Genomic DNA, 22,536 nt, shown 5'->3' with positions numbered 1-22,536 from the left:
GCTAATAGAGCAAATTTCTAAAACTGTAGTTGCGGTAAAGCCAACAAGAAGCTTTCCCAGAATTAAAGTTCGGCAAAATAAAAGCAGGTTGCACCAAGCATATAAATAGCTTAACTTAATAGCATTGGGGATGCTAAGACCAGATTGTGATAGTATGCGACATATCATCATTTCGAGCGAAGTGCAACGCAGCTGAGAACCACGAAGTGCTCAGCTAAGCTAAATCTACCTGGAGGGCAATTTGATTAGATCTCTCCGCTCCGCCATGCTCCGGTCGAGATGACGAACCTGTTATTAAAGACTTTTCTATTTAAAGTGCAGCTTTTACTAAAAATGGCAATATTTCTTTCTGGAAACTTACAAAGTTCTTACGAACGTCAGAATCGCTAACAGAGGTAAATGCAAATGAAAATACGATGCTCTTACTGGCTTTTAACAGAAAGGCCAATCCTTCCCTTCTGGCAGGGTTATTCTTAAAGTTATCCAATTGCAGGTAAGCAGCTAACAACAAAGCCTCTAGCTGATCTGATAAGTGTTTTAAGAATTCCTGAGAGTTTGCATTTTCACGAACAAAATCCCACCCGATAAATTCGTTACACGCAGTAAAAGATAAACGGCTGGTTTTCATCACCAATGCTTTTAAATGTTCTTCTTCTGATGCATAGCTTAATTTATTATGCAGGATTTCGTGAAGATTCTGATCAAGGTAATCCATCAGGATACTATCCAGCACCTGTTCTTTACTTTCGAAATATTTGTAAATTGTTGCTTTGGCAATGCGTGCCTTTTTGGCAATTTCGTTTACACTGGTTTTATGATAACCGTATTTTCTAAATAGTTCTTTGGCAGCCTTTTTTACTGTTTCTTTTATTTTTTCAGCTTCCATTTTAATTGCTTACGTGTAATAGTGTATTGCCCTGCAACGAAATATTATATGCTTTCAAACTTCTTTCTGCGGGTGCTTTTTGTGGACTTCCATCAAGCAGTGAAAATTTTGCGCCAGAACACGGATCGGTTGCGGTAAATCCACTATCATCGGGCACTACTTTACAAATTTTCTCTGGATTTACAGTACTACAACGATCAAATACGACATAACTGTTAGATGATATTCTCACAATAATTAAACCGCCAACACCCCGATCAGCAACTAGCATAACATTATCTTTTTGCTTAATGGAAAACTCTTGAAGTGTTACATTATAATTTACCGGCACATCAGGAATGTAACCTTCATCTTTACCACAGCCTGTGGCAATCAAGAGTACAAACAATATGCTATATAAATACTTCATCATTAAATTAAAGCAGATTTAAATTGCTTCAAGAAACGTACGTCGTTTTCAGAGAATAAACGCAGATCTTTAATTTCGTATTTCAGATTGGTAATGCGTTCTATTCCCATTCCAAATGCAAAACCGCTATATTTTTTCGAATCGATACCACAGTTTTCCAAAACATTGGGATCTACCATACCGCAGCCCAAAATTTCTACCCAACCACTGTATTTACAAAACTGGCAGCCTACTCCTTTACAAATGGTACATGAAATATCCATCTCTGCAGATGGCTCAGTAAAAGGGAAATATGATGGGCGGAAACGCACTTTTGTACCTTCTCCGTATAATTCCTGAACGAAATAAAATAAAGTTTGCTTTAAATCGGCGAATGAAACATTTTCATCAACATACAAACCTTCTACCTGATGAAAAAAGCAGTGTGCACGTGCAGAAATGGCCTCATTACGGTAAACACGGCCTGGCATAATTGCCCTGAATGGTGGCTGGCCCTGTTCCATCATGCGCACCTGCACGGAAGAAGTATGCGTACGCAGTGCAATATCGCCTTTTTCTCCACCTTTTTTAATGAAGAAAGTATCTTGCATATCTCTTGCAGGATGCTCTTCAGGGAAGTTCAGTGCAGAGAAGTTATGCCAATCATCTTCAATTTCAGGACCTTCTGCTACTGTAAAACCAAGCTTAGCAAAAATCTCTACAATTTCTCTACGCACTAAGGCTAAAGGGTGGCGCGAACCAATCTCGAAACCTTCACCCGGTAAAGTTAAGTCTTGTTGTGAACTTTCCGTTTTTACATCAGCACTTTCTGTAGATTCTTTTAAGGTGAGGTATTTTGATTCGGCAAGTTGCTTAAACTCATTTAAAACTTTACCTAACGATCTTTTTTCTTCAACAGAAACAGATTTGAATTCGTCGAAAATCTCTTTAATGATGCCTTTGCTTCCTAAATACTTGATGCGGAATTGCTCCAACTCGTCTGCTTTTTCAGTTACGAAAGCATTAATTTTATCGGTATATTGTGTTATTTTGTCCTGTAACATGGCTTCAAATATACGTCAAATTATCCAATAATTTTAGGGTTGATGGGTTCAAATAATCTGTTTACAATACCATTATAAAAGAAAATGAACCCATAAACTATAAAAGCCGCTTAAGCGGCTTTTATAGTTATCGTAGATATATAGGTTTTAAATTACACCCAATTCTTTCCCTACCTTAGTAAATGCGGCAATCGCTTTATCTAAGTGATGTTGCTCATGTCCTGCTGATAACTGTACACGGATCCTCGCTTTGCCCTGAGGCACAACCGGATAAAAGAACCCGATTACATAAATACCTTCTTCTAACATTTTAGCAGCAAATTGTTGTGCAATTTTTGCATCGTACAACATTACCGGAACAATTGGATGGAAACCTGGTTTAATATCGAAACCAGCCTCAGTCATTTTCTCACGGAAATACTTCGTATTGTTTTCTAGTTTATCTCTTAATGATGTGGTTTCGCTTAACATATCTAATACTGCGATAGATGCACCTGCAATTGCTGGTGCTAAAGTATTAGAGAACAAATAAGGACGTGAACGCTGACGCAACATATCGATAATTTCTTTTTTACCTGAGGTAAAACCGCCAGATGCACCACCTAAAGCTTTACCTAAAGTACCGGTAATGATATCGATACGGTCCATTACATTGAAGTGCTCATGTGTTCCGCGGCCATTTTTACCGATAAAACCTGTACAGTGCGATTCATCGATCATAATCAAGGCCTCGTATTTATCAGCCAGATCTGCAATTTTATCCAGCGGAGCAACTGATCCGTCCATCGAGAAAGCACCATCGGTAACAATAATTCTATGTCTGCAATCTTTAGCCGCGATTAACTGTTTTTCCAAATCTTCCATATCTGCATTTTTATAACGGAAACGTTGTGCTTTACACAATCTAACACCGTCGATAATTGATGCATGATTTAATTCATCAGAAATAATGGCATCTTCTGCATTAAATAATGGTTCAAAAACACCACCATTGGCATCAAATGCAGCAGCATACAAAATGGTATCTTCTGTGCCTAAAAATTTAGAAATTTTAGCCTCCAATTCTTTGTGTACATCTTGTGTACCACAGATAAAACGTACCGAAGACATTCCATAACCATGATCGTCGATCGCTTTTTTAGCCGCTTCTATCACCTTTGGATGAGAAGAGAGCCCTAAATAATTATTTGCGCAAAAGTTAACTACTTCAGCACCGCCACTTACTTTAATGTCGGCACCCTGAGGGGTAATAATAATTCTTTCGCGTTTAAATAATCCAGCGTTTTCGATTTCTTCAAGTTCTTTCTGAAGAACAGGTTGTAATGTTTTATACATGGCCTTTTGATATGGTTGATTTTACGCCCAAAGTTATAAAAAAAAGTCTTTACAGACCTAAAAAGGCAATTTTATACCTATATATTGCAGACAAACGTTTGATCAATTAATTAATTAACACAAGATTTATAGATTTTAAAAAAATTAGCACTACTATTATTTCCAAATCCGACAAAACCCATATCTTATCGAATGGTGCTACTAGTTATGGTCGCAAAAACTAATTACTATCCAATATGAAATTTGATGAATTATACTGGCACGACTCAGTAATAAAGAGAGTCGAAATAGATAGAACTAAACCAGGAAAACAAGATACTATCAGCTTTGAAATTGATTGGTACGACAGTGGAATAGGAAAACTTTTGTTTGAAGATGTATATTGGATGCGCATTGATATGAATTTTGGGATAGTAGCGGATGATTGTATTGATGATGCATTTATATCTTCGGCGGAAGATGTCGATCTTATCAGATTTAAGGGAAAATGGCGTGGATTAATTGATACCGATTTATCCTGTTATGTGATTAAAACTTCATCCACGGGAAGTGAATTCAAAATTATTTCTAAGGGATACCGATTAGAATAGCTTTTAAATAAATGAAAACAACTTCTTATAATAATCAACTGTTATTATTTTTTTCAATCTTAACAAACTTTAACACCCCCCTGTATGTATAGTCTTAAAAGTTATTCGATATTTATAGCTTACTAATCCAATTTATGATAAGAATTTGCGCGCTCCTATTTTTTTGTGGCCTCACCAATTTTGTTTTTGCTCAACAATTTACCATTACAGGTGTAGTTAAAGATACCAACGGACAGCCTGTTCCTTTTGCATCAGTTTATTTAAAAAACACCACTACCGGCACGTCTGCAAATGTTGACGGAAGATATTCGATGAAGCTAAAAACGGGAGAATACACGTTAAATTTCAGGGCAGTGGGCTATAAACAGCAGGAACACATCATCAACCTTACCGACGATATTTCGCTCAATGTAACCCTAACATCTGAAAGTTATACTTTAGAAAATGTAAACATCAGGGCAAATGCCGAAGATCCGGCTTATGCCATTATCCGCAAAACCATCAAACAGAGAAAAACCCATCTAGATGAAGTTAAGGAATTTAGTTGTGATGTTTACATTAAAGGCGTACAACGTTTAAGGGGTGCCCCTAAAAAGTTTTTCGGTCGGGATATCCAAAAAGTTCTGGAGCTCGATACCAATCGAAAAGGCATCATTTATTTATCAGAATCGCAGAGTAAGTTTAATTTCAGAAGGCCTAATGATGTGCACGAAGAAATGATTTCATCAAAAGTTGCCGGAAGAAACAATGCTTTCAGTTTTAATAAAGCATCTGATCTCATTATTAATTTTTATGATAATTACCTGCTCGAAAACAAATTAAGCACCAGGGGCTTCATTTCACCAATTGCAGACAATGCCCTGTTTTACTATAAATACAAGTTGCTTGGCGAAACCAAAGAGAATGGAGAACTGATCCACAAAATCGAGGTCATCCCCCGTCGTGAAAATGACCCTGTGTTTAGGGGAATTATTTACATTATTGATGGCAGCTGGAGAATTTACAATACCGATGTTTATTTAACTAAAAAATCGGGGATCAACTTTATCGATACCTTAAACATCAGCCAACAATTTACCAAGGTTAAGGAGGTTTATATGCCTACCGCCATCAATTTTCAATTTGCGGGTAATGTATTGGGCTTTAAAATCGCAGGCTATTTTGTTGGTATTTATAGCAATTACAATGTTGACCCTAAGTTTCCTAAAAACTTTTTCAATGGCGAAATATTGAAAATAACTGAAATGGTGAACAAAAAAGACTCTACCTACTGGACAAACAACAGGCCGATTCCTTTAACAGGTGATGAAAAGCTTAATTACGTCAAAAAAGATAGTATTGCTAAATTAAAGGAATCGAAAAAGTATCTCGACTCACTAGAAAAAGACAACAATAAATTTGGCATTGGCAAATTGCTGCTTAGAGGATATAGTGTTAACGATCGCTATGATAAGGAATATTGGTCTTTCGATCCGGTACTTAAAGCTATATTTTACAATACCGTAGAAGGTTTTGCAGTAAAATATGGGGTTACCTACAGAAAGGATTTCGAGAATAGAAGATCTTACTCTATCCGGCCTGAACTGAGGTATGGTTTTGCCAACCAAAAACTTACCGGAAGTTTAACCGGAAGTTACTATTACAATCCGCTTAAAAGGGCCAGTATAGGTGCATCGTTCGGAAATGGCATTTTTGACCTAAATAATCTGGGCTCAATGACTGCGTTAGGCAATACCATTAACTCATTGCTTTACGAAAAAAACTTCTCGAAATTTTACGAGAAAAGCTTCATTAACATTAACACAACCAGAGAACTGGCAACAGGATTGCAGGGAAGTGCAAGTGTAGATTACAGCAGGAACAAAAATTTAATCAATAACTCCACATTTAAGTTTATCGATGCCAAGGATAGGGAATTTACATCGAACAATCCTTTCAGTCCAACTGTAGAAACGCCACTTTTCCCTACGTACAACTCCCTAAGTGCAACTGTAAGTTTAACCTACACCATTGGCCAGAAATACATTACCCGTCCAGATGGCAAGTTTTATACCGAATCTCACTTTCCTAGAATTACGATATTATATAAAAAAGGATTTAACAACGTTTTAAATAGCGATGTTGATTACGATTTTGTAAAAGCAGAAGTTTATCAGGACAGAATTAGCTTAGGGTTATTGGGTTATAGTTCATTTTTGGTTGGGGCAGGAAAGTTTCTTAATAATGCAAAGATGTACTATCCTGACTTCAAACATTTTTCAGGTAATATATCTACCATCTTCCCTCCTAACATAAGGAAGTTTCAATTTTTAGATTTTTATCAGTTTAGCACCAACCAGCAATACTTCGAAGCGCATTTAGAGCATAACTTTGCAGGCTTTTTCACAAATAAAGTGCCGTTACTGCGTAAAGCTAAATTGGAAGAATTTATTGGAGGTGGTTATTTGTCTTCTCCAGAAAAAAGAAATTATAAAGAATTTTATTTCGGCTTCCAGCGTCTGGTACTAAGGGCCAGTTATGGCTTTGCTTACGACGGTGCCCGCAAATTAACACAAGGATTTAGAATAGCTTACACCTTGTAATATGGTTTAAGGAGGAGGGTATTAGGCGTAAGGTTTACTGAAACCAATTTTAGATGTTTTTCCTAAAAAAAGGAAGATTCTGAAATCGGGAGTTAAAAACCTTCCACCCTGCCTTCTACGTTCTACCTTTTTTTATTATCTTTGCCCCGCTTTAAACGCCGTTTGCAACGGTATCAACAGCGTTATGGAAAAATATCAAACACTACTTTACTATTGCTATAGTTACATAGCAGAGGCAGAACAATTTGCTGCCGATCACCTTAAATTTTGTAAATCATTAGGTTTAGTTGGCCGTATTATCGTTGCCGATGAAGGTTTAAACGGCACTGTTTCTGGTACGGTTGAGGCTTGCGACGCTTACATGAAAGCCGTACATGCCGATGAAAGGTTTGCAAAAACAGAGTTTAAAATAGATGATGTTGAGGAGCCCTCGTTCCTGAAAATGCACTGCCGTTATAAATCCGAAATTGTTCATTCTGGTTTAAGAGATACCTCGATCATTAATCCGAACGAAAAAACGGGTAAACATTTAGAGCCTGTAGATTTCATGAAAATGAAAGATGATGAGGATGTAATTATTCTGGATGTCCGCTCCAATTATGAGCACAATCTTGGTAAATTTAAAAATGCATTAACACTCGATATCGAGAATTTCCGCGATTTCCCTGAACAGATTAATCAACTTGCCCAATATAAAGACAAGAAAATATTAACCTATTGTACCGGAGGTATTAAATGCGAAAAAGCTTCTGCTTTGCTTTTACACCATGGCTTTAACGATGTTTACCAATTACATGGTGGCATTATTAAATATGGAAAAGAAGCGGGTGGAAAGGATTTTGAAGGTAAGTGTTATGTTTTCGACAACCGCATTGCTGTTGATGTAAATAAGGTAAACCCTACCATTGTTTCAGTTTGTTATAACTGTGGTAAAACTACCCCTAAAATGATCAACTGCGCCAACCCAGAATGTAATGAGCACATTACGCAATGCGATGAATGCGGCGATCAGCTTCAGGGCTGTTGCTCGGTGGAGTGCACTACCAATCCACGCAAGCGCCCTTACGATGGCACAGGCTATTATGTGAAGGTTCCGCAGCCGGTAGCAGTGAAAAGTTAAACCGTGCTTATTGCCTATTAGTTGATGGTTAGTAGTCTAATGGTCAATAGCCATATTTCGCAGCATATTCGTTAATAGTCAAAGAGTTAATAACTATAAAATTAAAGACATAAAGTTGAGAGAGATAATTATATTTATTTCAAATTTAACATTATGGCTTTCAAATTTGAAGAATTAAAGGTTGGCAGGTTTCATTTAAACTCAGTAACGAAATAGATATTATAGCAAAAAGCTTTCCTAGGATAGAACTTTTCAGTTTAGCTAATCAAATTAAGAAAGCAGCTGATTCAGTCAACCTTAATATTGCCGAAGGTTGCATGGGACAATCAAAAGCTGAATTTTCAAGATTCTTAACTTATTCTGTCCGTTCTGGATTGGAGGTGGTGAGTTGCCTATTTATGGCTTTCTCCAGAGATTACATTACAGAGACTGAGTTTAAAAGACTTTATGCTGAATACGAACAACTTTGTAAGATGATTTCGAAGTTAAAAAATTCATTGTGAGATTAAGTCAATATCTAACGGAAATGGCAAACAGCCATTAACTATGAACCATTGACTATCAACAAACAGATCTCGATCATTACCTATTAACCACCTTATTAAACAATTTTTCATTTACTTTGTGTATTAATGGCTTTACCTATTAACCATTTTATGCTAAACTATTTCCGGCTCGTATTATTATTATTATCCTGCTTCGCAATAAATGCCCATGCATCAGAAATTAAAAGCATAGGCGTTCCATATATAGAAAATTATCCAAAATCTGTTTATTCGTCAGGAAACCAGAACTGGAGTATAGCAAAAGATAAAAATGGTGTGATGTACTTTGGCAATGCTGAAGGACTTTTAACTTTTGATGGCCGCTACTGGCAGAAATATCAGATGCCCAACAGGCAAATTGTTAGATCGGTCGCAACAGATGATAAAGGAAGAATTTATACCGGTAGCTTTGGTGAATTTGGCTTTTGGTCGATTAAAAGCAACAGGTTAACCTATAGCTCACTTACCAATCTTTTGCCAAAAGGAATAAAAATCAATGATGAAGTCTGGAAAATCTATGTAGATCAGGATAGGGTAATCTTTCAATCCTTTTCGAAAATATTTCTCTATAAAAACAACAAAATCGAGGTTGTAAAATCGCCATCTTCCTTTCTGTTTCTTCATAAGGTGAACAAAAGGTACATAATTGAAGTGCTGGAAAAAGGTTTGTTCGAGCTCATTGGCAACAAGTTAATCCATATCCCAAGCAGTGAAAAACTTGGCAAAGAGGGAATTCTTTCTATCCTTCCTTATAAAACCAATGGCCTCATTATTGGCACCAGTAAAAACGGATTATTTACTTATGACGGAAAAGATTTTACGCCGCTAAACACACCAGCAAATGGCTATCTTAAAACCTACCAACTTAATAATGGAGTAAGTTTATTGGGTAAATATTTTGCTTACGGCACTATTCTTAATGGCCTCATCATTATTGATGAAAATGGAAGGGTCGTGCAACGGATCAATAAATCGAGCGGTTTACAGAACAATACTGTTTTAAGTTTATATGCCGATAATGAACAAAATCTTTGGACAGGTCTTGATAATGGGATCGACCGTATAGAACTTAACTCTCCCTTATATTTTTATTTTGATAAAACAGGTCAGTTTGGTACTGTTTACTCCAGCATTATCTTTAATAATAAAATTTATCTTGGCACCAATCAGGGCTTATTTTATAGCGAGTGGTCGCCAGATAACCTCTTACCCTTTAATTTTCGGTTAATCTCTAATTCGCAAGGGCAGGTATGGGAACTCACCATTATTGATAATGAGTTGATCTGTGGACACAATAGCGGCACATTTAAAGTAAACGGCGATAAAATCGATTGGTTATCGAGATCATCTGGTGGCTGGACAATTAAAAAGCTAAACTCAAATCCGAATTACCTTGTTCAGGGTACTTATACCGGTCTTTCGCTTTTTACAGGATCTCCGGCAGCAGGATTAAAGTTTGCTACAAAAATTGCAGGCTTTGATGCTCCGTCCAGATATGTAGAACAGGATAACAAGGGGGATATTTGGGTAGCACATGCTTATAAGGGGCTGTATAAACTAAGCTTAAGCCCTAACTACACGAGTGTAACCAGCACCAAATATTTTGATGAAAGAAACGGTCTGCCCGGCAATTACAACATCAATATATTTAACTTAGAAAACAAAATTGTCTTTTCTTCTGATGCAGGTTTTTATACTTATGATGAATTGAGCAATAAGTTTACCAAGTACGAAGCACTGAATAAAGAACTCGGTTCTTTCGAATCCTCCAATAAAATTATTAGCGCTGGTGGCAAAAAATATTGGTTTATTAATCACGGCAAAACAGCACTGGTTAACTTTAGCGAACCTGGTAAAGTAGAAATAGATTCGAATCAATTCAGCATTTTAGATGGCCGGATGGTGCAATATTATGAGAATATCAGCCGAATCAGCAATTCCATTTACCTGATCAGCGTTGATGATGGGTTTGTAATCTACAATCCTACGGCTCAACTGAGTTTGCAGAAACAAAAATTGCCCGCCGTACTGATCAGGCGTGTAGAAGATATTACCGATAAATTTTCGCTCATTAGCGAAGCTGGAAATGGTGAAGAAGCAACCGAGATTGAAAATAGCCGCAACAATATCCGCATTTCTTATGCATTACCCTATTACCGACAGGCTAAGGTTAAATATCAGTTTTATTTAGAAGGATACTCTAAGGCCTGGTCTGATTGGAGTTATGCTACACAAAAAGATTTTACCAATTTAAGTGCCGGGAACTATGTTTTTAAAGTTAGGGCAAAAATCGATGATACTTCAGTAAGCGGGGAAACCGTTTATTCGTTTACTATTTTGCGTCCATGGTATTTAAATAATTGGGCCATTTTGTGTTATGTAATTCTATTTGTGGTGGTATTGATTCTGGGTAAGAAAATCTACGAAAGAAAACTACAGCGGGACAGTCAAAAAATCAGCGACCGATTACAGGCCGAGCAAGAAGAGATCCTGAAACAGGAAACGGAGATCAACGAAAAGCAGATCATCAAGCTGCAAACAGAAAAATTACAGGCAGAACTCGCCTCGAAAAATAGAGAACTGGCCAACTCAGCCATGACCCTTGTTTATAAAAACGAACTGCTCCAAAAGCTGAGTGATGAGATCACCAAATTAAAGGATGAGAATGGAAAAAAACTCTCAGATGATCAAACACGAAAAATCCAGAAAGTAATTAATGATGGTATGAATGATGAGCGTGATTGGCATTTATTTGAGAATAGTTTTAATGAGGCACACGAAAGTTTCTTTAAAAAATTAAAGGCACAACATCCCGATCTTGTTCCGAATGATTTGAAACTCTGCGCCTACCTCAGGATGAACATGAGTAGCAAAGAAATGTCATCACTGTTGAACATTAGTTTAAGGGGGGTTGAAATACGCAGGTATCGCTTGCGCAAAAAACTCGAAGTACCCCACGATAAAAACCTGACAGAGTTTTTAATGGAACTTTAAAATCAAACCTTCTTCAAAATATTTCAACTTACCACAGTAAAAACCGGAGGCAAATAGTTTCGGGAACGATTGCATAAAAACCGAATTTTAAGATTATTTTCTATTCAAACTCAAATCGGGCACTACATCATTACCTCTCATAGCCTCTTTCTACGCCCCACAAAACACTTAGTGTATTTTCTACACTTTTGTATCTGTTAATATGATGTTAAAATCTCAAAAACTGCGTTTTTAGCCTAAAATAGCATTTGGTTTATTCAATAATTAAACCAAATGGTCTTTCATGATGTATTAATGTAGAGGTAAAAACGCTTGCACATCAGCAAAAACAACCTCACATTTAACTAACAATTAAACTAAATTTATAATAAAGCATGAAAAGAATCTTTACAAGAATTTCTGTTCTCGCTGCATTTTGTTTGCTAACAATTAACGTAGCATTAGCGCAAAACATTACCGTAAAAGGTAAAGTAATTGATGGAGGTGACAAAACACCTTTACCTGGCGTAACTATCTTAATTAAAGGAACACAAAATGGTACGCAAACAGATGAGAACGGCAACTACTCCATTAGTGCGCCGGCAAATGCCACATTAGTATTTAACTTTGTAGGCTACACAGCATTAGAGCAAGCTGTAAATAATCAAACTACACTTAATGTATCCTTAGCTTCATCAACACAACAACTAGAGCAGGTTGTGGTTGTGGGGTATGGTACGCAAAGGAAAATTGATGTAACGGGATCGGTAGGAACAGTAAAAGGTGAAGATATTTCAAAACAGGCCTCAGTAAACCCGGTAAGTGCATTACAGGGCAAAGTTGCCGGGGTATCGATTACCAATAATGGTACTCCAGGTTCTTCTCCACAAATTACTATACGTGGTACAAGTACAATATATGGAAAAACAGGACCATTATACGTAGTAGATGGTGTGTGGTATGATGACATCAATTTTTTAAATCCGGCAGACATTGCTAATATCAGTATTCTAAAAGATGCATCGTCACAATCGATCTATGGTATCCGTGCAGCAAATGGTGTTGTTCTGGTAACTACCGTAAAAGGTAAAAAGGGAAATGCAGTAATCAATTACAATGGATCTGTGGGCGTTCAAAAAGTAACCAATCAGGTAGAAATGGCCAATGCAAGTGAATATGCAACTGCTGTAAATGAGGCATACAGTCTTCAAACCCCTCCTGCAGCACCCTTATTTGCCAATACAAATTTAGGTGCCGGAACCGACTGGTACAATCAGGTACTTAGAACCGCGATGGTAAATAATCACCAGTTATCTATAAGTGGAGGTGCAGAAAAATCAACGTACAATTTCTCTTTGGGCTATCTTGATCAGGATGGAATTGTTAAAAACAATAATTATAAACGGTATACCGCAAGGTTGGCTAATGATTTCCAAATTTTTGAGCCATTAAAAATCGGCTATAATGTTGCAGGAACATATAGTAAGTCAAAAGATGCTCCTACAACTATTTTCAGGGCCATGTATGCGGCATCGCCTGTTGTGCCTGTATTTAATACAGATGGCAGCTATGGTGATCCAAATGCCTTTAATTTGGGGAATGGCAGCAATATGAATCCCCAGGCCACATTAGATTTCTTTAATCAAAACACCACCAAATATAAAATTAACGGTAATGTATATGCAGAGTTAAAATTCCTAAAAAACTTTACCTTCAAAACCAGTATTGGTGGAGATTTTGGGCAGGAAGAAGTAAGGGGTTATGTACCAAAGTATAAAGCTACAAACACGCAGCTGAGCACTATAAGTAAACTTGATATAGACCGGATTGAGAATAGAAACTGGCTTGTTGAGAATACGTTAACGTTTGATAAAAAGTGGAATGACCATAGTTTAACCGTATTAGCAGGCCAAACTGCACAACGGAATAAGATGTACACTATAAATGCTGACGCACAAAACGTTCCTTACACTTCAGAGGGAGACCTTTACCTGGCTTTAGGTGATGCAGCAAGTAGAAGTATTATCGACAAAGGGGAATTAAGTACATTTTCATCTTACTTTGCAAGGGTTAATTATGGTTACAAAAACAAATATTTATTAAATGCTTCAATCAGAAGAGACGGTGCATCTCAATTTTTTGGATCTGATAATGTTTGGGGTAACTTCCCTTCAATCGGAGCAGGCTGGGTAATCAGCAACGAAGAATTCATGAAAAACCAGAACATTTTCAGTAATTTAAAACTAAGAGGAAGCTGGGGTAAAGTGGGTAATGCGGGAGTTCCATTTAATCCGTCAACCCAAACTGTTGATCAAACTGCCGCTTTAATCGCAATTTTTGGAGGTATTCCTTACACAGGTGCGAGTATTAGAACCCTTGTACCTCCAACCTTATTTTGGGAAAGAAGTGCAGGAACTGACATTGGCCTTGAAATGGGTTTCTTAAAAAACAGGTTAAATGTTGAATTGGATTATTACAACAGAAAAACAGAACAGGCGATATTTGATATCCCGGTTCTAGGAAGTTTAGGAACAGTAAACAGTTCTATCATTGCAAATCAGGCCGACATTCAAAATCGTGGTTTCGAGTTTTTAGCAACATGGGCTGATAAAACATCAGGTGGGTTAACCTATTCGATAAGTGGAAACTTAGGAATAAATGACAATAAAGTATTAAACGTTACTTCTGGAGCAAATCCTATTTATAAAGGTGGTGCTGGCTTAACCAGTGGATATGTATCTACGAGAACTGTTAACAATAGACCTATTGGGGAATTCTATGGCTATCAGGTTGCCGGTATATTCCAAACGGATGCAGAGGCCGCAGCATGGCCTGGATTTAAAAAAGGTGATTTTAAATATGCAGATATTAACGGTGATGGATTGATCGATTTAAGAGACAGGGTTGTTCTTGGTAATCCAAATCCTAAATTCACTTATGGATTAAATACCAACTTCGCTTACAAAAACTTCGATTTAACATTAGATATTCAAGGTGTAGCCGATGTAGATGTATTTAATGCTAATCTAAGTAGCAGATTTGGTAACGAAAACTACACTAAGGATTTCTTTGATCACCGTTGGACCGGTCCTGGTACTTCAAATACCTATCCTTCTGCAGATTTAGCTGGAGGCCTTAACAATGCGCCAAACTCATTTTATGTAGAAAAAGGCGATTATATCAGATTAAGAAATATCCAGCTCGGCTATAGCTTACCATCAGCAATTGTTAATAAATGGAAAATGCAACGCTTAAGAGTATTCTTAAACGCACAAAATGCGGTTAACATTTTTGGATACAAAGGATTTAGCCCAGAGGTAGGTGGAACACCAACTAATGCAGGTATTGATACTAATGTATACCCTTTGTTCGCTACCTACAACTTTGGAGTTAACGTAACTTTCTAATCGACTTAAAATGAAAAAATATATAAATACACAATCATTTTTTGCTGCAGCTGCAATTAGTGCAGTACTTTTAACTGCATCGTGCAAAAAAGATTTTCTAAATGTTCCGCCTCAAGCTCAGCAACCATCAGTAACCTTTTGGAAAACTCCAGAAGATGCTTTAAAAGGTGTAAACGCAATTTATGCTAACTTGCGCAGCTGGAACAATGTTGCTTTTAATGCAATAGCCATTGAAAGTACGGGTTCTGATGAGGCAGATAAAGGGAGTACACCTACAGATGCTACCTTCTTCAATCTTTACGATCAATTCACGGTTACATCCACTCATGGCACACTTCTAGATTTCTGGACAGGTCAATATCAAAATATCAACCTTTGTAATCAGGTTCTTGATAATATCCCTAATATCAGTATGGATGAGAGTCTTAGAAACAGATACCTTGCAGAGGCCAAATTTGTTAGGGCATATTCTTATTTCAGGTTGGTTCGTGCCTATGGCAACGTGGTACTAAGGTTACACGTACCTAAAGATAATAGCGAATATAATCTACCTCAATCGGATAAAGCTACTGTTTATGCCCAAATCGAAAAAGATTTGAATGAAGCTGCTGCAGTTTTACCTCAATCTTATGGCGCAGCAGATCTAGGTAGAGCAACTAAAGGTGCTGCTATTGGCCTACACGCTAAAGTTGCCATGTATCAAAACAAATGGGCAGATGTACTCTCATTAACCAATCAGGTAATGACAATGGGATATGATTTATTCCCAGACTTTGAAAAAGGTTTCAGAACTCAGAATGAAAATAACATCGAATCTTTATTTGAAGTACAGGCAGAGTTAGTTCCTGGTAATCCTGATGCCTCAACATCGCAATACAGCCAGGTTCAAGGCGTAGCCGGGATAATGGGCTGGGGCTTTAACACACCATCAGAGGTATTAGCTAATGCTTTTGAGGCCGGAGATCCACGTAAAGATGCTACAATTTTGTTTAAAGGTGAAACTACTCCACAAGGCGATTTAATTCCTAATAGTGTACCAAACGAAAGATACAATCAAAAATCTTATGTCCCATTTGCAATGCGGGTATCTGGATTTAACGAAGGTGCGCAGCAGAATTTTAGGGTGTTAAGGTTTGCTGATATTCTTTTAATGAACGCAGAAGCTGCTAACGAATTGGGCAATCCTTCGCAAGCATTAACCTCACTAAATAGGGTTCGTGCACGTGCAAGAGGTGGAAATAATAATATCCTTCCAAATGTTATCACCACAGATAAGGATGCATTACGTCAAGCGATCTGGAAAGAAAGACAAGTAGAACTTGCTATGGAAAATGATCGTTACTTCGACGTTATCCGTCAAGGAAGAGCCGCAACAGTTTTTGGTCCTAAAGGTTGGAAAGCCAACAAAAATGAAGTTTGGCCAATTCCTCAGAATGAAATTGAGTTAAGTGGAAATCTGTTAAAACAAAATCCAGGTTACTAAAATTTAAATCTTTTAATAAAGGTTGTCGGTTAATACTGACAACCTTTCTTTCCTTTGCTCCGTACTATGTTGAAAACAGATCTAAAGAAAATTACACTTATACTGGTAGCCACACTCTGCTCCTTTTTGCTTGTTAGCGCTTGTACAAAAAATAAAAACGGCAAGTATAACCCCGATCTCTCCATTAAAAAGAACCTATCAGATATTGAACTATTAGATCTGGTTCAAAAGCAAACCTTTCAATATTTTTGGGATGGTGCCGAACCTACCTCAGGCGCAGGTAGAGAACGCTTTCATGTGGATAACGTATACCCAGAAAATGATAAGAACACAGTGGCAACTGGTGCAACTGGTTTTGGCTTGATGGCCATTTTAAGTGGTATTGATAGAGGTTATGTAACAAAAAAAGAGGGATTAGACAGATTAAACAAAATATTGGATTTTCTATCCAAAGCCGATCGTTTTCATGGCGCATGGTCGCATTGGATAAATGGTGAAACAGGGAAAGTACGTCCATTTGGGCAAAAAGATAACGGAGGCGATCTCGTAGAAACTTCTTTTGTTGCACAGGCCTTAATCTGTATTAACGAATATTATAAAAATGGAACGGGTGGTGAAAAAGCATTAGCTAAAAAAGCTGATGAACTTTGGAAAGGAATTGATTTTAACTGGTACCGCAATGGCCAAAATGTATTGTACTGGCATTGGTCGCCAGCATATAAATGGGAAATGAATTTTCCGGTTAAAGGTTATAATGAATGTTTGGTTATGTATGTAATGGCCGCTTCATCCCCTACGCATGGTGTCCCTGCAGAGGTGTATCACGAAGGTTGGGCAAGAAACGGGCAGATTAAAACCAATTTCAAATTTTACGGACATCCTTTTACACTTGATTATCAAGGCCAGAAAAATTCAGTAGGACCATTATTTTGGGCACATTACTCCTATTTAGGTCTAAATCCGAAAGGATTAAAAGACCGTTATGCCGATTATTGGGAAAATAACGTAAACCACACACTTGCCATACACGATTACTGTGTAGCCAATCCAAAGAAATTTAAAGGTTATGGAGAAAACAACTGGGGTTTAACAGCCAGTTATTCGGTAAAAGGTTATGCAGCACACAATCCTCAGGAAGATTTTGGCGTAATCTCTCCTACTGCAGCTATATCATCAATCCCATACACGCCAAAAGAATCGATGAAAGTAATCAGACATCTTTATGAGGATCTAGGCGATAAAGTTTGGGGCAAATATGGTTTCTATGATGCTTTTTCTGAAACCGATAACTGGTATCCGAAAAGATATTTGGGCATCGACCAAGGACCAATGGTAGTGATGATCGAAAATTATAGATCAGGCCTACTTTGGAAGCTTTTTATGGGAAACAAAGATGTTCAAGATGGATTAAAAAAACTGGATTTCCAATTTAAGCCATAGTATTCAGTAGTATATAAATGTTTAGCCATCATATATTTCAAATTAAATCTACAGAACCATGAAAAGAATAATTTTAATATTAACAGCAATGATAGGGCTTGTAATCCTAAATTCGAGCTTCACTACCGTACCGGGCGCAAAACATAAAACCATAAAATCAAAGTTTGCAACCGTAAATGTAACCGCAACAAATTCTACCAGCGATGGCGTGTATGTTACACTAGAAAACAATACCAGTGGTGGTGTTTATTCTTTCTTTATCCCGCCAAACTCGCCAAGCGGAACAGTAATCGGGCAAATACCAGAAAACGGAGACATTTACACTGTAAAATTAACTTCAACAGGTGGCGCACATGATATGTGGGTTTACTGGGAGCATCAATCGCACGTTACCGGATTAAGCGTTAGCGGAATGGCAATTGGCTGTTCGAGCTGCGCACGAATAAACATTTTTAATTAACCCCATAAGAATAATGGCTAAACATTTATTCAAAATATTTCTAATTTCATTGCTATTCTGCGGTACTTATGCTGCATACGCTCAGCAAAAAACGTATTGCAACCCAATCAATATAGATTATGGTTATACACCATTCGAATCTTTTACCGAATGGGGGAAACACCGTGCCACCGCCGATCCGGTGATTGTAAATTATAAGGGCGATTTCTATCTTTTCAGCACCAACCAATGGGGTTATTGGCATAGTGCCGATATGCTGAACTGGAAATTCCATGAGAGAAAATTTCTCCGTCCATGGAACAAAACAAAAGATGAACTCTGTGCACCTGGGGTAGGCATTGTTGGCGATACCATGGTCGTTTTCGGGAGTACTTATACTAAAAACTTCACTTTATGGGGAAGTACCGATCCCAAAGGGAACAAATGGTTTCCATTGGTGGATTCGCTAGAAATTGGTGGCTGGGATCCGGCCTTTTTTACCGATGACGATGGCAAATTTTACATGTATAACGGAAGCAGTAATAATTACCCCATGTATGGCGTAGAATTAGACCGCAAAACTTTTCAACCTAAAGGCACCCGCACACCAATGTACCTGCTTGAAAGCTGGCGGTATGGCTGGCAGCGTTTTGGCGAATATATGGACAATACATTTCTTGATCCTTTTGCCGAAGGTGCATGGATGACCAAACATAATGGTAAATATTACTTTCAATACGGAGCACCAGGAACCGAATTTAGTGGTTATTCTGATGGAGTGGTGGTTGGAACCAAACCTTTGTTTTACGATAGTCCATTCACTCCTCAATCTGATCCTTTAAGTTATAAAGGCGGTGGATTTTCGCGTGGTGCAGGGCATGGTGCAACCTTTCAGGATAACAGTAAAAATTACTGGCACATTTCTACGAGCATTATCTGTGTAAAAAACACCTGGGAGCGCAGAATGGGTATCTGGCCAACCGGTTTTGATAAAGACGATGTGATGTGGACCAATACTGCTTTTGGAGACTATCCCCTCTATCTACCTTCTGAAAGAAAAGAAGATGGTCCGGCAGGTCCAGGTTGGATGCTCATTAACTATAAAAAACCCGTTACGGTTTCTTCAACTTTAGGAAGCTTTAATGCCAATAATGCTGTTGATGAAAGCATTAAGACTTATTGGAGTGCAAAAACCGCAAACAATGGAGAATGGATCCAGACCGATCTGGGCAGCCTGGCAACCGTTAATGCCATCCAGATTAATTATGCTGATCAGGATGCAGAATTTATTGGTAAACAGATCGGAATTTACCATCAATATAAGATTCTATCATCAACAGACGGTAAAAAATGGACTATCCTGGTTGATAAAAGCCAGAACAAAACCGATGTACCGCACGATTATATTGAACTGCAGAAACCGGTAAAAACCAGGTTCATCAAAATGGTAAACATCCACATGCCAACCGGAAAATTTGCCATTAGCGGCTTACGTGTTTTCGGCAATGGAAATGGAGAAAAACCAACAAATGTTAAAAACTTGATTGTATTGAGGACAGAAAAAGATAAACGCAGCGCCTATATTAAATGGGAGCCTGTTGATAATGCATTTGCCTATAATCTTTACTACGGTACCGCGCCAGATAAGCTATACAATTGCATCATGATCCATGATTTTAACGAGTACTGGTTCAAAGCAATGGACAGCCAAAAAGCCTATTATTTTGCCATTGAAGCGATAAATGAGAATGGTGTATCCACAAAAACGGAAATAAAGAAAGTTGATTAGAATAATGTTCGTGCTCGTTTGTGACGAGTGTGAAAATAAACCAATCGCTTTTAGCGATTAATGTTAAAACACGATAAAATCGTAAAGCTATTTAGCACTCGTTGCGAACGAGCGCCAGCTAATAAAAAGAATAAAACACACATATAATGAAGAGAGCGAATATCCTGGTTGTTTTTTTAACCTTGCTTGTACTGAACGGATCAGCACAAACAAAAAAAACTGTTTCGGCAGCAGATGCAAAGATGAATACCTTCATCAGCAATCTGATGGCGAAAATGACAGTTGAGGAAAAAATTGGTCAATTGAACCTGCCAAGTTCTGGCGATATCACCACGGGACAGGCTAACAGCAGCGACATTTCTAAAAAAATTAGAGATGGGCAAGTTGGTGGTTTATTTAACATTAAAGGAGTAGATAAGATAAAGGCAGTTCAAAAGATTGCAGTAGAAAACAGCCGCATGAAAATCCCATTGCTTTTTGGAATGGATGTAATCCATGGCTACAATACCGTTTTCCCCATTCCTTTGGGAATGAGTTGCGTTTGGGACATGAATGCAGTACAAAAATCGGCAAGGGTTGCTGCAATAGAAGCCAGTGCAAGTGGAATTAACTGGACCTTCTCTCCTATGGTTGATATTTCCAGAGACCCGCGTTGGGGCCGCATTTCGGAAGGAAGTGGCGAAGATGCTTATTTAGGGTCGCAGATTGCCGCAGCCATGGTGAAAGGTTATCAAGGTAAACTTCAGGCCAATAACGAAATTTTAGCCTGTGTAAAACATTATGCACTTTATGGCGCTGCTGAAGCTGGCAGAGACTATAATACTACCGATATGAGCAAAGTGCGCATGTACAATGAATATTTCCCTCCTTACAAAGCCGCTGTTGATGCAGGAGCAGCCAGTATTATGGCCTCTTTTAACGAAGTTGATGGCATTCCGGCTACAGGAAGTAAATGGTTAATGACCGATGTTTTACGTAACCAATGGGGCTTTAAAGGGTTCGTGGTAACTGATTATACGGGCATCCCTGAAATGATTGCCCACGGCATGGGCGATTTACAAACTGTTTCTGCCCTGGCTTTAAATGCTGGCATTGATATGGATATGGTGGGCGAAGGCTTTTTAGGTACTTTAAAAAAATCATTGGCAGAGAAAAAAGTTGGCATGGCACAAATAGACAGGGCATGCCGATTAGTGCTTCAGGCAAAATATAAATTGGGTTTATTTGCTGATCCTTATAAATTCTGTAATGCAGAAAGAGCAGAAAAAGAGGTTTTTAGTCCAGCTAACCGTCAGGTTGCACGTGAAATTGCAGCTGAAAGCTTCGTGTTACTAAAAAACAACAATAATATACTTCCATTAAAAAAATCAGGTACTATCGGCTTAATCGGCCCACTGGCAGATAATACCGCCAACATGTACGGTACCTGGAGTGTTGCTGCACTTTTTGATAAATCGGTAACAGTACTTCAAGGTTTAAAAAATGTTTTGGGTGATAAAGCAAAAATTTTAACCGCACGCGGCGCTAATTTTTTAGCAGATTCTGCTATGGAGCACCGTTATGTAAACATTCACAATCCTACTTACAAACGCGATCCACGAACCGAAGCAGAAATGATCAGGGAAGCACTAGAGGTTGCTAAAAAATCGGACGTTATTGTGGCTACCATTGGCGAAGGTTCTGAATTTACAGGCGAAAGCAGCAGTGTAACCGATATCCAGATTCCTAAAACGCAAAAAAACCTGCTAAAAGCACTGGCTAAAACTGGCAAACCAGTGGTACTGGTGTTGTTTACAGGCCGTCCGTTGGCATTAAACTGGGAGCAGGAAAATATTCCTTCCATTTTAAATGTTTGGTTTCCGGGTAGTGAAGCAGGAAATGCAATTGCCGATGTACTTTTTGGCGATGTTAATCCTTCAGGTAAACTGAGTGCAACTTTCCCTCAAAATGTAGGTCAGGTGCCTTTGTATTATGCACATAAAAACACTGGTCGACCGTTGGCAGAGGGTAAGTGGTTCGAAAAATTCCGTTCCAACTATTTAGATGTAAGCAACGATCCTTTATATCCATTCGGTTTTGGCCTGAGCTATACCACGTTTAATTACAGCGATGTTAAATTAAGTTCAAACACCTTAACCAAAGGAAAATCGATCACCGCATCGGTTACGCTAAGCAATACGGGCAAATATGATGGCAAAGAGGTTGTTCAATTGTATATCCAGGATCTTGTGGGAAGTATTACCCGTCCGGTTAAAGAGCTAAAAGGTTTCCAAAAGATTAATTTAAAAGCCGGAGAAAGTAAAACCGTCACTTTCAACATTTCCGAAAATGATCTTAAGTTTTACAATGCTGATCTAAAATTCGTGGCTGAACCTGGCGATTTTAAAGTATTCATTGGCACAAACTCACGCGATGTAAAAGAAGCATCTTTTACACTGAAATAAAGACAATTAGGTTTGGTTATGAACCCTGTGCTATTGTAAAGTAGCCAGGGT

At 38.0% G+C, this 22,536-nt stretch carries 15 protein-coding genes; 11 read left to right on the top strand and 4 right to left on the bottom strand.

Features of this window, described 5'->3' with window-relative positions; genetic code table 11:
- Positions 1-310: 310 nt before the first annotated feature.
- The 4 genes from LQ201_RS18685 to kbl form a co-directional block, all read right to left on the bottom strand.
- Entirely contained in the window at positions 311-886 is a 576-nt protein-coding gene (locus LQ201_RS18685) for a TetR/AcrR family transcriptional regulator (protein ID WP_029274048.1), read from the bottom strand.
- Position 887: 1 nt separating this feature from the next.
- Complete coding sequence (locus LQ201_RS18680; protein WP_230146327.1) at positions 888-1,298, bottom strand: hypothetical protein; 411 nt, start codon at positions 1,296-1,298, stop codon at positions 888-890.
- Positions 1,298-2,338, bottom strand: coding sequence for a phenylalanine--tRNA ligase subunit alpha (gene pheS, locus LQ201_RS18675; protein WP_230146326.1), 1,041 nt, complete (start codon positions 2,336-2,338; stop codon positions 1,298-1,300). The genes LQ201_RS18680 and pheS overlap by 1 nt, the downstream gene beginning before the upstream one ends.
- A 147-nt stretch (positions 2,339-2,485) precedes the next feature.
- A complete protein-coding gene (kbl, locus tag LQ201_RS18670) occupies positions 2,486-3,673 on the bottom strand; it encodes a glycine C-acetyltransferase (protein ID WP_230146325.1) in 1,188 nt (395 codons plus the stop codon).
- 236 nt (positions 3,674-3,909) lie between these two features.
- Between kbl and LQ201_RS18665 the strand changes: the two genes are divergently transcribed.
- The 11 genes from LQ201_RS18665 to bglX all read left to right on the top strand — a co-directional run bounded on the left by LQ201_RS18665 (position 3,910) and on the right by bglX (position 22,485).
- Complete coding sequence (locus LQ201_RS18665) at positions 3,910-4,263, top strand: hypothetical protein (protein WP_230146324.1); 354 nt, start codon at positions 3,910-3,912, stop codon at positions 4,261-4,263.
- 134 nt (positions 4,264-4,397) lie between these two features.
- Positions 4,398-6,845: a DUF5686 and carboxypeptidase regulatory-like domain-containing protein gene (locus LQ201_RS18660; protein WP_230146323.1), complete on the top strand. Its 2,448-nt coding sequence runs from the start codon at positions 4,398-4,400 to the stop codon at positions 6,843-6,845.
- A gap of 184 nt (positions 6,846-7,029) precedes the next feature.
- Positions 7,030-7,965, top strand: a complete 936-nt coding sequence (locus LQ201_RS18655) for a rhodanese-related sulfurtransferase (RefSeq protein ID WP_230146322.1) — start codon at positions 7,030-7,032, stop codon at positions 7,963-7,965.
- A gap of 173 nt (positions 7,966-8,138) precedes the next feature.
- A complete protein-coding gene (locus LQ201_RS18650) occupies positions 8,139-8,468 on the top strand; it encodes a four helix bundle protein (RefSeq protein ID WP_371823056.1) in 330 nt (109 codons plus the stop codon).
- A 129-nt stretch (positions 8,469-8,597) separates the two neighbouring features.
- Entirely contained in the window at positions 8,598-11,504 is a 2,907-nt protein-coding gene (locus tag LQ201_RS18645) for a triple tyrosine motif-containing protein (protein WP_230146321.1), read from the top strand.
- A gap of 374 nt (positions 11,505-11,878) precedes the next feature.
- Positions 11,879-14,890, top strand: a complete 3,012-nt coding sequence (locus LQ201_RS18640; RefSeq protein ID WP_230146320.1) for a TonB-dependent receptor — start codon at positions 11,879-11,881, stop codon at positions 14,888-14,890.
- Between the two features lie 10 nt (positions 14,891-14,900).
- Positions 14,901-16,373, top strand: a complete 1,473-nt coding sequence (locus tag LQ201_RS18635; protein ID WP_230146319.1) for a RagB/SusD family nutrient uptake outer membrane protein — start codon at positions 14,901-14,903, stop codon at positions 16,371-16,373.
- Positions 16,374-16,439: 66 nt separating this feature from the next.
- Positions 16,440-17,813: a glucoamylase family protein gene (locus tag LQ201_RS18630; RefSeq protein WP_230146318.1), complete on the top strand. Its 1,374-nt coding sequence runs from the start codon at positions 16,440-16,442 to the stop codon at positions 17,811-17,813.
- A 58-nt stretch (positions 17,814-17,871) separates the two neighbouring features.
- On the top strand, positions 17,872-18,273 hold the full coding sequence (locus LQ201_RS18625) for a lactonase family protein (protein WP_230146317.1): 402 nt from the start codon (positions 17,872-17,874) through the stop codon (positions 18,271-18,273).
- A 13-nt stretch (positions 18,274-18,286) separates the two neighbouring features.
- The gene (locus LQ201_RS18620) at positions 18,287-20,041 is read left to right on the top strand and encodes a discoidin domain-containing protein (RefSeq protein ID WP_230146316.1); all 1,755 of its coding nucleotides are present in this window, start codon (positions 18,287-18,289) and stop codon (positions 20,039-20,041) included.
- Positions 20,042-20,187: 146 nt separating this feature from the next.
- Positions 20,188-22,485 (top strand): beta-glucosidase BglX, encoded by a 2,298-nt coding sequence (gene bglX, locus LQ201_RS18615; protein WP_230146315.1) that lies wholly within the window; start codon positions 20,188-20,190, stop codon positions 22,483-22,485.
- The last annotated feature ends 51 nt before the right edge of the window (positions 22,486-22,536 follow it).

Source organism: Pedobacter sp. Bi126 (genome assembly GCF_918698245.1).
Classification (GTDB): domain Bacteria; phylum Bacteroidota; class Bacteroidia; order Sphingobacteriales; family Sphingobacteriaceae; genus Pedobacter.
The sequence above is the reverse complement of the archived record's forward strand: the minus strand, read 5'-3'. Positions and strand labels throughout refer to the sequence as shown.

Excerpts from the sequence above, each read along its gene's own strand:
- LQ201_RS18640 (WP_230146320.1), top strand. The coding sequence starts at position 11,879 with ATGAAAAGAATCTTTACAAGAATTTCTGTTCTCGCTGCATTTTGTTTG.
- LQ201_RS18630 (WP_230146318.1), top strand. The coding sequence starts at position 16,440 with ATGTTGAAAACAGATCTAAAGAAAATTACACTTATACTGGTAGCCACA.
- LQ201_RS18680 (WP_230146327.1), bottom strand. The coding sequence starts at position 1,298 with ATGATGAAGTATTTATATAGCATATTGTTTGTACTCTTGATTGCCACA.
- LQ201_RS18635 (WP_230146319.1), top strand. The coding sequence starts at position 14,901 with ATGAAAAAATATATAAATACACAATCATTTTTTGCTGCAGCTGCAATT.
- bglX (WP_230146315.1), top strand. The coding sequence starts at position 20,188 with ATGAAGAGAGCGAATATCCTGGTTGTTTTTTTAACCTTGCTTGTACTG.
- LQ201_RS18655 (WP_230146322.1), top strand. The coding sequence starts at position 7,030 with ATGGAAAAATATCAAACACTACTTTACTATTGCTATAGTTACATAGCA.
- LQ201_RS18625 (WP_230146317.1), top strand. The coding sequence starts at position 17,872 with ATGAAAAGAATAATTTTAATATTAACAGCAATGATAGGGCTTGTAATC.
- kbl (WP_230146325.1), bottom strand. The coding sequence starts at position 3,673 with ATGTATAAAACATTACAACCTGTTCTTCAGAAAGAACTTGAAGAAATC.
- LQ201_RS18660 (WP_230146323.1), top strand. The coding sequence starts at position 4,398 with ATGATAAGAATTTGCGCGCTCCTATTTTTTTGTGGCCTCACCAATTTT.
- LQ201_RS18645 (WP_230146321.1), top strand. The coding sequence starts at position 8,598 with ATGGCTTTACCTATTAACCATTTTATGCTAAACTATTTCCGGCTCGTA.
- LQ201_RS18665 (WP_230146324.1), top strand. The coding sequence starts at position 3,910 with ATGAAATTTGATGAATTATACTGGCACGACTCAGTAATAAAGAGAGTC.
- LQ201_RS18685 (WP_029274048.1), bottom strand. The coding sequence starts at position 886 with ATGGAAGCTGAAAAAATAAAAGAAACAGTAAAAAAGGCTGCCAAAGAA.
- LQ201_RS18620 (WP_230146316.1), top strand. The coding sequence starts at position 18,287 with ATGGCTAAACATTTATTCAAAATATTTCTAATTTCATTGCTATTCTGC.
- pheS (WP_230146326.1), bottom strand. The coding sequence starts at position 2,338 with ATGTTACAGGACAAAATAACACAATATACCGATAAAATTAATGCTTTC.